This is a genomic window from Persicobacter diffluens (genome assembly GCF_036244895.1).
Taxonomy (GTDB): Bacteria; Bacteroidota; Bacteroidia; order Cytophagales; family Cyclobacteriaceae; genus Persicobacter; species Persicobacter diffluens.
Genome location: NZ_BQKE01000003.1, coordinates 20,752 through 35,402, shown reverse-complemented (window position 1 = coordinate 35,402; position 14,651 = coordinate 20,752). Strand labels below are relative to the sequence as shown.

At 39.9% G+C, this 14,651-nt stretch carries 11 protein-coding genes; 2 read left to right on the top strand and 9 right to left on the bottom strand.

The genetic code is table 11. The features are described from left to right. Nucleotides 1-5 precede the first annotated feature (5 nt). From AAA970_RS19705 to AAA970_RS19665, 9 genes are read right to left on the bottom strand one after another with little or no spacing between them, the layout of a single operon-like run. Nucleotides 6-3,647: a hypothetical protein gene (locus AAA970_RS19705; protein WP_338238611.1), complete on the bottom strand. Its 3,642-nt coding sequence runs from the start codon at nt 3,645-3,647 to the stop codon at nt 6-8. 20 nt (nt 3,648-3,667) lie between these two features. Beyond that, nucleotides 3,668-4,051 carry a GPW/gp25 family protein gene (locus AAA970_RS19700; RefSeq protein ID WP_338238610.1) on the bottom strand — a complete coding sequence of 128 codons (384 nt, stop codon included), beginning with the start codon at nt 4,049-4,051 and terminating at the stop codon, nt 3,668-3,670. Between the two features lies 1 nt (nt 4,052). Next, nucleotides 4,053-4,340: a PAAR domain-containing protein gene (locus tag AAA970_RS19695; RefSeq protein ID WP_338238609.1), complete on the bottom strand. Its 288-nt coding sequence runs from the start codon at nt 4,338-4,340 to the stop codon at nt 4,053-4,055. Nucleotides 4,341-4,342: 2 nt separating this feature from the next. Further along, entirely contained in the window at nt 4,343-6,079 is a 1,737-nt protein-coding gene (locus AAA970_RS19690; protein WP_338238608.1) for a phage baseplate assembly protein V, read from the bottom strand. A 14-nt stretch (nt 6,080-6,093) separates the two neighbouring features. After that, a complete protein-coding gene (locus AAA970_RS19685) occupies nt 6,094-6,765 on the bottom strand; it encodes a CIS tube protein (protein WP_338238607.1) in 672 nt (223 codons plus the stop codon). Between the two features lie 3 nt (nt 6,766-6,768). Further along, on the bottom strand, nt 6,769-6,930 hold the full coding sequence (locus AAA970_RS19680; RefSeq protein ID WP_338238606.1) for a DUF5908 family protein: 162 nt from the start codon (nt 6,928-6,930) through the stop codon (nt 6,769-6,771). A 12-nt stretch (nt 6,931-6,942) separates the two neighbouring features. Beyond that, nucleotides 6,943-7,449 carry a phage tail protein gene (locus tag AAA970_RS19675; protein ID WP_338238605.1) on the bottom strand — a complete coding sequence of 169 codons (507 nt, stop codon included), beginning with the start codon at nt 7,447-7,449 and terminating at the stop codon, nt 6,943-6,945. Next, entirely contained in the window at nt 7,430-7,867 is a 438-nt protein-coding gene (locus tag AAA970_RS19670; RefSeq protein ID WP_060689287.1) for a phage tail protein, read from the bottom strand. The genes AAA970_RS19675 and AAA970_RS19670 overlap by 20 nt, the downstream gene beginning before the upstream one ends. 45 nt (nt 7,868-7,912) lie before the next feature. After that, a complete protein-coding gene (locus tag AAA970_RS19665) occupies nt 7,913-9,493 on the bottom strand; it encodes a phage tail sheath family protein (RefSeq protein WP_338238604.1) in 1,581 nt (526 codons plus the stop codon). Nucleotides 9,494-10,126: 633 nt separating this feature from the next. Between AAA970_RS19665 and AAA970_RS19660 the strand changes: the two genes are divergently transcribed. Both AAA970_RS19660 and AAA970_RS19655 read left to right on the top strand, forming a co-directional pair. Further along, complete coding sequence (locus AAA970_RS19660; protein ID WP_338238603.1) at nt 10,127-11,464, top strand: ATP-binding protein; 1,338 nt, start codon at nt 10,127-10,129, stop codon at nt 11,462-11,464. A 41-nt stretch (nt 11,465-11,505) separates the two neighbouring features. Continuing rightward, nucleotides 11,506-14,649, top strand: coding sequence for a hypothetical protein (locus AAA970_RS19655; RefSeq protein ID WP_338238602.1), 3,144 nt, complete (start codon nt 11,506-11,508; stop codon nt 14,647-14,649). Nucleotides 14,650-14,651 lie beyond the last annotated feature (2 nt).

The window sequence follows — 14,651 nt, the reverse complement described above, 5'->3', positions numbered from 1 at the left end:
AGTTTTTAATCTTCAATGATAAAATCATCACCTAATGATAGATGAGATATACCTGCTTGTTCCGCTTTAATATCTTCACCCTCTTCTATTAATTCAATTTGATGTTGCTTAGCAGAAATGAGGATACTCCATGGTTTAGTGGCCTTTAATCTATCTTTTGATTCTCCCTCTCTAGCGGTATCAATTAAAGTAAATTGCCCATTATACTTTTGTGCCGTTTGCACAATGGAGAATCGGGTGATGTGGGCTACATAAGGAAGCGTTCTTAAGTAACTTAATACATCCGCAATATTGATATGTCCGCCCAAATTTATGGGATTATCCTGTGCATATGGCCCATTGATATAGTCTGAAATTGCCGTTTGCAATTTTTGAATTGAATAACCGTTATTTTGACCTGATTTAAATCTTACCGCTGTTAGAATCTTTATTCTTTCATAAGTAGGATTACTTACCTCAATATTACAAAATGGGGTGGTCAATTCCTGCAGAAATTGCTTAATTTGATAAAGCATTTCGCTGGACACCATACGTTCCTGATGTCCCTTGTGACTACTTTTAGGACTGACGATCATCAGTATCGAATTCGATACATCTTCCGACTTCGTACTTAAATTCTGAAGACAGTGGGCATGGTTCAATTCATGGAATTTTTCCAACACCAATCTTTCAAAGTCCCAGGAAGTAATCGCTCTTTTTTTATGTCGTAATCTTTCTGCTATGCGGAAAGTGAAATTTTCATGATTTTCTGCCGGGATTCCTCCATAAGAAGCCAAAGGCTGTTGAATCTTTTTTACCCCTTTAAAGTGAACCATTCCTCTCTTGATCTGATATTCCGGAAGGTATTGATCCTCATATTTCTGTCCAATATCTGTAGAGGAAGAAGCAGTTACACTGATGAATTGTGTACTGATTTTTTTTATTTTCGAACTAACATGAATATTCCCTTTTGCACTTGCTCGTAACCAGTACAATTGGTCATCCATTATGGTATTGCCCTTTTTGATTTTTTCAGGAAGGGATAATCTTATTATACCCGATTTTAGGAAACCTTTGGTAGTGTCCAATAAAATCGCTCCTGAAGGTAATTGATGCCATTCATTGTTGGATAGATAACTCCACACAATTGTAGGGGGGATATCTTCGGATGTGGCGGTTGAAGCATCGGACATCTCAAAAAACAGGTTCACCGTTTCAGGAGCATGTACTTTATCGAGTCCGATATGGAAAGCGCCGTCATAATCGATTGCGGGTAAAAAAGAGGGGATCAGCGATTTTTCATTCGGGAAGATTTTTTCATATCCAAAAGGATGAAAGTGATACATTCCAAAATGCTGGTCTTCTTTTCCCTTAATCTGGGTTTCATCCAATCCATGAATTTCCTGGCTTGCGGAATAATTCAGGGTGATTTTCTCAATCTGTGGCGTGTAAGGCGCCAAGGGTACAGGTTTTTCTTTCGTTTTACTGAAAAAACTACTTTTGGCATTGTGGGTAGTTACTTCCGTTAGTACGGAAGGATATACCAAATGCCCAAAACCCTCTGAAGGATTTTCCAATTCAATTTTTATAAACCCACGTTTGGTTAATTTGTCAAATTGGGTTTTTTCATGGATGTTTTGGAAATGATGTGGGATTTCTAAATTCGAAACCCTGCCAAATTTCCAAAATGTTGTTGGTTTTAATGGCCCTTTTTCCTGAGGTTTCTCCTGGTTTCTGTCGGTGGTTTGAAAAAGGAACTTTTCGCCATCAGGAATAAGTTTCCATTTTCCTTCCTGTAATAAGTATACCTTCGCCTTAAAGGTGCTATTGTCCCATTCCAGCGGGTAGGACTGGTAGTGTCCATACATACCGTCGGCCAATTCAGGAATCTGATACCATTTGATTTGAATATCCAGGGTATCAATCGCTTTTTGGAAAATTTCATTATTCCCCAATAACAAATAAGAACCTTTTTTGGGCGTAGGGCCAAAGGGTTGAAACGGAGCGTCTGTATTGAGTTGGCCGATTTGATTATAGGCCGTTAAACTTTGGGATAATTTTACATCTGTCTTGATAAAGATAGAAGCAAATACTAATGGCTGTAGTAAGCTATATCCATAAATATAGTTGTCATTCTTTACCTTTAAATAAAGTAGTGGCGTGTTTTCTATGCCATTTTTCTGGTGTATATTTTTTTGGTAAGCAGCCCAGGACGGCTCATTTTCATTGAGCGTGATGTTGACGCCTAAGATATTTTTTTCCTGATCAATGGTAATTTTCTTTTCCTCGATATTGAACCAGCCATTAGGACTTGTAATATATATTTCAAAAAGGTCAAGGAAAGTTTTGACATATAGCACTTCAAAGCTCTCGCTATCGTCCGCTTTCAATTTGGTGATCAGTTTGCGGAAGCTGGTAAAGGTGGCCTCGGTTAACTGAAATTTGATATTGATATTACGGTTTCCTTCTGAAAGATAAAATAGAGGCGAAGCCAGGGTGAGCCCCAAAGTACCTTCATCCATCAGGAAATTTACCTCATTTTGTCTTTCCTGCTCTTCACCAAAGGGTGGAATTTGAGTTTCATGTACTTCTTTTTCCTTTTCTGAATAAGGCTGTACCTCAAATTCTTTGGCATATAAGGATTTAATTATTTCGAAATTTTTACCCTTATAAATGCCTCGTTGCTTACTGGCGTAATATACACCCGCTTTTTTGGCTTCTGCCTGGGTGATTACACTGTGATGATCCGCCTCATAAATTAGTTTTTGGCCATCAGCTGTTTCCCCTGCAACGAAAGGGGTGTTTTCTTCTATCTCCACGGCAGGAACACCCTCATCCAATTGGAATTGTAAATAGGTTTTATCCGCTTTAAAGTTATATGGAGCCTGTTTAAGGATGTTTTTATAATAATGATTCAGGTGTAAAAGCCCTAATTTATTAATTTCCTGTTGAGGGATTTTATATAAATCCAGGAATGCCAGCAACAAACTAATGTGTGGCTGGTGATTGTTTTGGCTTAAGTTATGAGATAGCAGTGCTTTCCCCTTCTGGTTAAGATAAAGTAAAGCTTCCGCTATTTCTCCAAAAATTTCCTGTGGACTATGATTTATTTTTTTAACCTTATCTTCCTCTGGTGTCCAAATCGTGGCGAAATCCTCTAAGGTGTATTCTTCTCCTAGCAGGGCTTTGGAATCCGGCCATACAGGAGATAACTTTTCATTAATCAGGTAGCTGATTTCATTTAAAGTTCTGGAGTGTTCCTTGTATGCCGGGTAAATCTTCTTTAGGAAAGTATACCAATAATTAATGGTATTTAAACTTTTAAAAATGATATCCTTGCAGATGGCCAGATATTTAGCCTTTTTTTCAGGTCTGCTAAACTTGTTATATTTAAGATATGCCTCCGCAAATTGATTGTTGAATTCCTCAAAATCCAGCGATAATATTTGAGCTATAATAAATATTTCGTCTTGAAGAATTTTTGAAAAGTCCCCATCAACCTGACCTTTTTGATTATAATAGGTTAGGAATTTTGAAAAATCATACAAGATCACCAAAAGATCTTGACTTTTTAATTCATCAATTTTTACATAATCAGGATGCAGTGCAGAGAATTTTCTTCCCGCCTGTACACTTCCTTCATTGATATATTTGAATGGGATTTCCATTTATCGTTTTCCTAAATTTATTAGTCCAAATAATAAGGGAAAATAAAATTTCCCGTTGTCTGGCTTTTATTGATCGTATAATCAATCATGATGTTGACCTTGCCATCAGCTTGTTCACTGTCATCAACCGATACTTTGTCAACCGTTATTCTTTTCTCGAATTGTTCAATGGCTTTAGAAACCGTACTTGATATGCGTACTTTTAATTCCTCAGTTATTGATTCAAATAAGAGTAGGTGGAGATTACACCCATAATCAAAAAATATCGGACGTTCACCGGGTTTAGTGGACAGCAATATTCTCAAACTTTGATGAATATCCTGCTTACCATGCACCATTTCGATACTCTCCTCTTCATTAAAAGTGGTTGGAAAGTGCCAACCTGTTCCTAATTCTAAATCCATATCATCCTCCTATCATTACGGTGGGCGCTCCGGCAGCGATAGTGCCCCCATGAGCAGTGCTATCTCCCATACGGGCAGCAGGTTTCCCTCCAATTAAAACTGTTCCGGAGCCCATGGCAATGGTATCCGGTGGGCCAACGCAAATGGCCATATCTCCTGCACGGGCGGCAGGCATTCCCTCAATAAGTACGGTTGGTTCTCCCATGCTAATGGGCCCGCCCACATGGGGTACTGTCCCGGTAGTCATGGGGCATACATGATTATCCGATATTCTAGCTGCTAGTGACATAATTAATTAATCATGACCATTCCTCCTTTAATGACGGTTTGTCCTGAACCTTTTAATTCCGCATTGGCACCTTCTGCGGCAAAAGCAGAAGAGGCTTTTTGGTTGATGTTCATTCCTTCTGCAGAGAAATCTCCAGAAGCGGTGTTTACTATATTTCCGGATGCGGTGAGATTGATATCCGCCTCCGCATTTAAATTAATATCTTTTATGGAATTTAAACTTATACCTTCTTCATTAAAAATCCCTTCATTTCCATGGGCATCCCTGATAGTAATGGCATTTTCTTCATCATCAAGAATAATGGTATTACCTGCAGGTGTTTCTATGGTAATGGTTTTTAATTCGTCATCTAATATAAGTTTTAATTTTTCCGGACTTATCCAACCTTTTTTAAAATTGGTGTCTTCTTGTACAAAGTCCTCTGGAGGTGTATTCACTTTATTATACACACTACCAATGATGATGGGGCTTTCCATTTTGCCATCCAGAAAAGTCAAAATGACCTCATCATTTATTTCAGGTAATATCCAGCTTCCTGCCGTAGCGGAAGCATACTGTTGGGATAATCTTGCCCATACCGGGAAATCGTCCTGCTGGAAAGCGGGAAGGGTCACTGAAATACGGTACTGGCCCAGAGGATCTCCCTCCAAAGTCTTTACAATACCTATAAAAGTAGGTGCAGATTCGGGTAATTTTAAATTTTCAGATGGCTCCGGTAAACCGATTTGTAAATGGGTGTACCATTTATTGCCAGTGTATTCATATTCAATTCCTCCCAGGAACATCTCTCCGGCGATCACGTGATTTTCTCCTGAAAAATTGACCATTTGTCCGATAGGGAGAGCTTCTTCGGTCGGAATGGTGATGGTTCCTGTTATCTGATCCAGCTTTCTCAGCTGTTCCCGGGCAGCCGCAATCAATTCCAGTTGTTCCACCGCATGCGGCTGATTACTACTAACCATATATTCTTCCCCGCCTGAAACCTCACAAATTTTATCGTTTAAAAAAGGGTGGGTAGGGGCGATGGTTTCCGGCGCGGAACTTTCGATCATTTCCTGATCATCCGCACTCCAGCCATAGGCTACACTGGATTTTATCTGTTGCGTAGCAGTTGCTGCTAAATTGTATTCTGTTTTATCTGTAAGTTCAATTTCGAGTTCATCAAATTTGCCTGAATGGGCCTGAATAAATTTTACTGCTCCTTCTTCATTGATGCAAAAGGCGGCCGTATTATAGGCACGTTGCAGCATGAAATTCCAATCACTCGTTTGATATTGTAATACCTGCTCTAAAGGGGTTGCTTTACCCTCAAAACTTACTTCAATCCCATTTTCCTGCCCAATTTCCTGCAGGATTTCATCATCCCCTTTTTCTAAAAAAATCCGGTTATTTCGTTTTCCTTTAAGTAGTACGGCCTTATCCATCACATCTAAAGTCACAAATGCCGAACCATTAGCGTATTGATGGTTAATGCCCATTAACAGGCCGGTAAAAAGTACAGTTTCGTTAATATCTTTACAGGAAATGGCAATTTCGTCACCAATGGCCATATCTGCATAAAGCGAATTAATTTTTCGCTCATTATTATCAATGGGGTTATTAATAAGTATTTCGGCACGATTAAGCTGATTAATATTTTTATATATATTAACCTGATTAATGTATTTTTCAATACCGTCTATTACCTTCCCATTTACCTTTAAAAGGCATTCTTGATAATGATGTGATTGGTGCTCCATCCCCTCTGTAATTATTAATTGATTTTCCTTATTGTGGCTGCTCCCAGTTTGGCTGCTTCCTTCGCTACTCTTGCGGTATCACCAAATTCCCGCATGACAATATTCGTGATACTTTCTCCATTTTGGATTTTGACTACAGCATCCAGGGTCTTATCGATGACCTTTTTGACTCCAGTTTTTTTTTCAGAATTCCCTTTGAATTTCATTGATAACTTGGATCTCAAAGGGGTGCCATCATGTGAAAACATTTCATGACTTACCGAATAGGTTTCCAATACTCCTATAAAATCTAGCGTACTGCCCCATTTAATATTAACAGGAGGGCAGAATAAGGATTCATTAGAAACACAAATGTTGTGAAACTTTTCAATGAAATCATTGATGGATGATAATATGCCCGAAGGTATCGCCCCGGTATCATCCAGGACCAGGTCAAAACTAATTTCCTCATAAAACCCTTCTGAATTTTCTTCCGTTTCAACCTTTTCAGTTTTATTCGCGGCAGGAGGTTTAATCCTTGAGGTAGTAGAGGTAATTTTAGAAGGATTTATCTGAACCTCCAAACCACTTGAAAGAAATCCAAAGGCAAGAGGGTTCTTGGTAATTCTGTTTAGAATTTCCTCAAAAGTAATATTTGCATCTGTCTTCCCTTTGGGGCCGGGATAAAATGTCAATTTAGCAGCCATAGCTTAGCGGTTTTGGTTTTTCTTAAGTTCCCTTATTACTTTTTTAGTACAGGCATTGACAATATCATGAATAGGTGCCATTTTGGGAGCCCCTTCTGTTTTTTGTTCTTTTGCCCCACTGTCTCCAAACCTCACACTGACATTTAATTCTTTTATTTCAATCATTCCTATAGTAATTTATAATAAGGGAATTACCTGGAATTTTCGGTATACAAACTCCATAGATTCAAATACAATATTATTTTCCATGGAATTGAAGGTACTTACTTTCCAGCTTTTTGGATATGCGTGTTCGCAGATCCAGGCATTAACAGGTAATCCGTGCTCATTTAAGAGGCTGATGACAATGTGCTTTAGTTCAACTCTGATTAAACCATTCTCAAAAGTTCTGGAGCACCAGGAGGCTAACTCCGAATTTTGGTTGGTTTTTCCCCTCTTCAACACCAGCGGGCTATATTTTATGCTCGATGGTGCCTGATAGGTGAATCTATTTTCCCCTCCTTCTAAAATTTCTTCCGTTTGAAGATCCACTTCCAATCCGGAAATTTCACTGAATTTTGCATCTGATTCCCCTAAACCAATTTTAGGACCAAGGGTAATTGATCCTACCGGATCAATTACCTTGGCAATAAAGTGGAATCCAACGTTAGGATCCGACCACATATTATTGAGCTTCTTGTTCAATACCTTCGTGTGCCAACTCGATGGTTTCTACTGCCACCTCGTTTGCGTCTGCTTTCAAATCCGTTGCCGTGATTTTGATTGGGAAAGCATTACGAACAGTCCAAACCATTACCGGAGAATTTTCTTCATCCAAAAGGCTAATGGTTACGTCCATTCTACGATCTTGATTCGTCTGTACGTCGGTGAACCAATCCCACATTTGGTTATCACCACGGAAAGTACCTTTTTTCAAAGTTACCGTTCCATGTTTCTTTAATCCAGGGATTTTTTGTGTGATAAATGTGCTGTCATCACCTGAACGGTATTCGATGAATTGAGATTCCATTTCCAGGCCGGAAACTTCCTGAAAGCCGGATTCTCCACCTTCCCATTCCACGGTGAAGTGAAACTTAGGGATTGGCCAAAGTTCATTTGCCATGATCTATATAGATTTTAAAATTAATGAATAGTTAAATGTGCAAGATTAGTTCTCCTGCATTTTTTGTTGGAAAGTCAATACGATAAATTCAGCTGGTCTGCTTACTGCAACTTTTACCGTAATTCTCATGATGCCATCTAAAACATCTTCCTGAGTCATGGTGGTACCAAGGCCCAAGTCTACCTGATAGGCATCCGCCGGATTCAATCCAACTAATCCACCTTGTTTCCATAGATCATTAAGGAATGAATTGATCATACCTCTGATTAAAATCCAGGTGTTGGCAGTGTTAGGCTCGTAAACGTAAGCTTTAGCGGCATATTTGATGGACTGCTCAATGAAGATTAATGTTCTGCGAACGTTAATGTATCTCCAGTCACGGCTGTTACCATCCAATGTTCTGGCTCCCCAAACAGTAGTTCCTTCACCAATGAAAGTTCTCAAAGCATTAACAGACTTACCAGTTACGGTAACGTTTAGGTCTTCCTGATCTTCCTGCGTAAGTTTAACGGTAGGTTCAATCGCTCCCATGAATCCAACATTGGCAGGGGCTTTCCAAACACCACGTTGTCCGTCCACCATGGCCATTACACCGGCAGCACCAGCCGCTGGAGCCAATACGTTCAATTGCTTGCGAACGCTGTCGTGAAGTGATTTGAAGGCAGGGCTAACTGTGATCAAAGTTTGATTAAGTTGCTCAACATTAGTACCGGCAGCACCGATTTTGTTGATCTCCTCTTTCAATTCAGCCGCTTTTTTAGGCGTTTCGCTGATGGCGTCAGCTTCCTGTACCAATAGTTGTTTCAATGCTTCTTGATCCTGGAAGAAAGTGTAGTCAATTTCATCACCCTGAACAATGCTGGCATTGATCCATGGGTAATAAGCCGCACCATAATTCAAGTTGTTTCCACCAACTCCTTCGCGGAATTGCGTGATCACATCTTGTGCATCATAAGTACGCGCTTTAGTGCCCTCGAAAACGTCCAATACCGCGAAACGGTTTTTCATTTGGTGACCACAGTGCATCAACATTGCTTGTTGTAATGCATAGCAATCTCCTTTTTCCAATTGAACGGCTTCCGGAATCGCCAAAATTGTTGGCTCTTCCTCCCCAATAAGGCTGGTGATACCGGCCTCCAAATTCTTTTTCAAGATTGGGTTTGGAACCATTTCAGTCACCTGTACGGTTTTGCCGGTGTCTTTACCGTCTTTACCAACTGGTGCTTTTACAGTTTTGCTTACTTCTTTCGCATATTGTCCAACAGAAACAATATAACAGTCACTTCCGCCGTTCGCGAAGAACATACGTAGTGAATCGTAGAAAGTGAAACGGGAAGATTTTACAGGCTTAGCTGCAATTTTTTTATCACCAACTACTACATCGAAATCGTCTCCTTCTGCTGGCTGAATAGCGAAAGCAGTTTTAGGACCTTGACCGAATAGCTTGTGATATTCAGTTAGGGAACGAATACGAGTCGGTTTTTGTACAAGAGATTTTCCTTCTCTCTGTGCAAATTCAGTGTACCCGATGAAAGCCGGTACAGCAGTAGGAATACCCACTACAGCATTACCAAAGGCACTTTTTTCCTCTATGTATACCCCTGGTGTTGCGAGTCTTTGAACCATAATGACAATTATTTATTTAGTCAAAAATTTTAAAGTTAAGCTCAAAGTAATGGGGAAAGTATGAAAATCTAAATGTTGTAAATCCGTTACAAATAAATAAAGTCCGTTATTAATAATCAATATTAATTCAGGAAAATTCTAAAAAAAATATAGGAATAGGTAAAAGTTGCGCGATTTGTATCTGTTTTAATTGCCTTATTCACCTTTTACTATTTTCGACATTAATGTTTTAGTGAGAATCAAGGGTAGTTTTAATCTGCCTTTAAGGATAAGTGCTTAAATTGATGTGCTGCGCATTATTATTCGGGAAAAATCTTTGATATGTCTTAAAATGTCACGAAACTTGTCATGTTATTTGAAATTTATGATAAAATATTTCACTTAATCAATAAATCAAGTCTCTTTCCCATCTTATTGATAGGCTTACCAATTATTGCATTAAGGAAATCAGTTAATAGAAATTTTTCTATCAGATAGTAGTTTTGGCCTACGTCTAGGAAAGGTATGCTGCTGATTTCTATGCTTTTGAAAAGGTGAATATTCGCCTGTACCTATTTTTACAATTTGTAATTTAAGGTTCGAGTGAGTGTTTGAATAGTTTTATTTGTCAGTAAAGGATAAAATTCTAAATAATTGAATATTTGGGAGCCATTATTGGACTGGGGAGAAAGAGAATTCATTCGTAGCTTTTCTTTTCTGGTGAAAGAATCCTCCAATGGGCAAAAGGAGAGGATCGAGTTTTTTGAGGATGAAAATACTTTTTCAGTTTTGGAAAAGCAGGGCTTGTTATGTCCAAAATTAGGACAGGAGGCGGAGGCTTTTTCTCAGGATTTACTGCTACTAGCCTGCTTAATGCTGCAGCAATTCAGGCCCTGGGTACTGGATAAGCTGGGCAAATATAGTCTTGGGGGCTTTTCGCCTAATAGTATTCAGTTCTTAGATAATGGAAGAGGAGAAAAGCAAGCCAGTCTGGAAACATGGTTGTTTCTCATTTCAAAAGGTTCACCCTTACATTTTATTGCGCTGAAGCGAAAGTTCACCAGCCAGCATGAATGGGTAAAGAAAGGGATTTGGGAGATTTCCCAGGGATCGCATTCGGCCTGCCACCGGCTTATTCAATTTTCTCAGGAAATTTATTCAGAGTGGATTTTGAATCAGCCCTTTCGTGCAGAACGTTCCGCCTCATTTGCCGCTGATTTACTGGAGACCGAAGAAGAGTGGAGTGATTTGCGCCTGGCTCCGGAAACAGAAGAAGCATTAGAGGAAATTGTGGTTTGGTGGAAGGTGCAGTCTGATTTAATGAATCAGCCGCACGTCCGCAAGAAAATGCGTAGGGGTTACCGTGCTTTATTTTTTGGGCCTTCCGGGACGGGAAAGACTATGGCAGTAGCCGTGATTGGAAAACGCTTGGGTTTACCTGTATATCGGGTGGCCCTTTCGGCTTTGGTGAGTAAATACGTAGGGGAAACGGAAAAAAATCTGGAATTTATCTTTAAGCAGGCAGAGGGAAAGTCGTGGATATTATTTTTTGATGAGGCAGATGCTTTATTCGGAAAAAGGGGGCAATCTCAGGGAGGTCAGGACCGCTATGCCAACCAGGAAGTGGCTTATTTGCTTCAGCGAATTGAGCAGTTCAATGGTTTGGTGTTTTTATCTACGAATTTGAGGTCCAATTTGGATGTGGCTTTTAGTCGAAGATTTCAATCCATTATTGGCTTTCAGCCTCCGGGAGAAGATCTCCAATATGAATTATATGAAGCGGCCTTTAGTGGTGACTATGCTTTGGAGTCCATGGATTTTCTTCGGGATATCATCCGTAAATATCCTTTCACCGGGGCGGAAATTAACAATGTATTTTCTTATTGTGCGATGATTAAGACTTTTGAAGGCGCCTCCACAATATCTCAATCATTACTGGAAAAAGGAGTGAGAAGAGAATGGGTGAAGAAAGGAAAGAGCATAGGGAAATAAAGGAATATAAAATAAATACTGAATTACATCTGTTTAGGAAAATGAGTTTAAAAAAATCACAATTACTCACCTATGGGTTGCTGTTAAGCCTGGGGCTTTTGCTCTATGAGGTGCAGTGGTTTTATGAGTTATTTTTTCAGTATGAGGTCAAGGATATCCTATTAAATGTAGGGCTCTCCATACCGCTCTTTTGGGTAGGTACCAATATTTTTTCTCTCATTCAGAATAGATTTAACTTTCCGTTATGTCATTTATATTTGATTCTTTTATTAACGGCGTTTTATCGGGGATTAATACCTGAAATTCATCATATTCCCCTTCTTATTGAAGGGACTCATTATTTACCCTATACTTTATTTGGTCCTTTATTTTGGCAGTTGCATCAAATGCTTACGGAGCAACTGGGAGAAATGTATACCGATCATGCCCGGCTGGCCAAAGAGGGGAATCCCGTTACGGTCATTCGATTGCTATTTGCCGCATTATTGTTCGGTTTATTGGCCTTTTTCGGAGAAGATGCGCTTGTTTTTTGTCAGCAAAACACCATAGCATTTGGCTGGCAAATCGGGATGTTGATCATTTTAGGGGTGTATTGGGGCAAGGTACCTGCTTTTGGTGCTTTTCGTCAAAACCTGATGCGCCTTAATGAAGAGCATAGTGCATGGGGACTGTTAAAGCAAGGTTTTTTTCGCAAACTGATCCTTTTAGTCGCCTTTTCTTTCAGCGTATATATCGTTTTTCAATGGGTTTTCTGGGATATTTTTGTTCAGCGATATTTGAATGATTATCTGGGACTACGCGTATTTTATGGCTTGTTGGCCCTGGCCTTGCCTCTGCAATTGGTCATGGAATATTTCGCCAGACCTTCCCTGAACAGGCGTTTTGGCGTGGCTTTTCCCATTAATATTACGGCAGGTTTGTTTGTGGTGTTGGCGGGTATTACCGCTGCTATCGGTTGGCAGTTTGGTGCAGATCCAAACGAACCTACCCATCTGTTATACTTTCTGCTTATTTTATTTAATCTCTTTGTAAGTCAATTGATATTTTGGGGTTTAAGTCAGCCTTCATTAAAGATTTATACCCTGACCAATCATGCTTTGCTGCGTTTGGATTATGTGAACAGGATCAATCGCATCGGGATGGTGCTGGGGGGATGCCTGGCTTTAGTCTATATTTTTTGGTGGAAAGATCATGAATATTTTCAGGAATATTTAGCGCATTTACTGATGTTTATTCCATGTGTTGGTCTTTTTATTATGAGTAAATTGGTATATAGTAGATATCAAAAAGCGCTAAAAGAGGCCATTCAAAGGGATAAGCCGGAGGCTCCAAAAAGTGCCCTCGTTACGGAATCCATGGAAGACATTATTCTGCGGAAATTGGAACAATTCCCGACACCGTTTTTCGGGAATTTACTATTAGAGTATAATTATCTGGAAGGGGAGAAATTTTTAAGAAAACAAGCAGAGGAACAATATCAGGGTCCGCTGGAGGGCTTATTACTGGGGCAATTTCGCTGGCGAGCGATGATAGAGGTTTTACCTCATTTGCTTGCCAGAATGAATACCGATCGTTTTTCCTTTTCTGAATATCAATGGAAAACGAAGGTGGTTACAGAGGACTTGGAGCGCTTTAAATATAAATGTGAGCATTTACTTTTTGGTTTTCAGATGTCGGATAGTCAATTGCCACATGAAAGACGCAAGGGAGCCTATTTACTGGCCAGGGCTTCAGAGGAAGAGCAACACCGGTTTTTCCCTAAATTATTTCTGGATGATGATTTTTGGGTAAGAAAGGCCGCCGCCGAGGCTGCCGTGGGCATTAGTGATACTACCGTTCAAAGACAGCTGCTGCAGTTATTGGAAGAGGAAAGTTTGCATCATACTATTGCGCATACGGTTTCGGCTTCATCGCAGGACTGGATGGGGGTATTGAAGTCTTTCTTTGAAATGCCCGGACAGAAAGAAACCGTGAAAATTGGTATTGTAGGGATTTATGGTGCTTTAAAATCAGAAGAAGCCATAGATGAATTATTGGAACTCCTGGAGTACCCGCAGCCTGCAGTAGCCTTACGTGCATTGGAAAAGCTGGTAGAGTCTAAAACGAATTTATCAAAAGGGAAACACCTGAAAATCCGTCGGGAAATTATGGAATATGTTCAGGTGGCGCTTTGGAATTTTCAGGCCATAGAGGATATTCAAAATGCCAAAGGCGATAAAGCTTTGGCTGAAGCAATGGATGAAGAAATCTATTCTACTTATAATAGAATCTTAAATCTGCTGGCCTTAATTTTTGATTCGCAGTCCATTGCGCTGGTAAGGATTAATTTGTTCAGTAAAGTCTATGAGCAACATTCTTACGCTTTAGAGTTATTAGAATGGTTGCTGGATGAGGAATTGCAGGTGCTCTTATTGCCAGTGATGGGAAAAAGTGAACCTCAGGATAAGTTAAAAAAATTGAAAGATTTTTATTTGACGAAGCCATTGGCCTATGAGGAGTTATTACGCACCCTGGTATTACGGGATTATCGATTTATTAATCGTTGGACCAAGGCGGTGGCCATGCAATTATTGAAGGGTAAACAAGATCCGGAGAATGAAAAGTTATATCTGGCGAATTTGATTAACCCGGATGCCTTATTGGCCGAGACAGCCGCTCAGTGTTTGAAATCCATTAATGAAGAGCTGTTCACGCTTTCGGCAGATCGATTTGTGAGTCACCCTCATTTTGCCGGGCGTGCATTGCTTGGGGAGGAAGATCAACAAACTTTCCTCAGCCAGTTTGATAAAATTAAGTTATTACAGTCTACGCAATATTTTCGTTCCGCTGGTGGTATGGATTTACGTCCTTTAGCCGCTGCTATGCGGGAATACCCCATTGTGAGTGGGCCGGGAGTTTGGGCTGGAAGGTCCGAAGAGATAGGCGCGTATTTGGTGGTGGATGGTGCAGTAGCCTTAAGCGTAGGGGAAGAAAAGTGGACGTTGGAAAAGGGAGATTTATTTTTACCCTTTGAAAACATCTCACCCGATTTACCTGCTCAATTACAAGGTTTGGCAGATGGAAGATTATTTTATATACCTTCCGCTCAGTTGGTGCAGCAATTAATGGCCAATGAAGCTTTAACCTTATTATTAATCAACAGGACGACCGAAGTCCTGAATTCTCAATCAGAAGTTTACGCATAAAG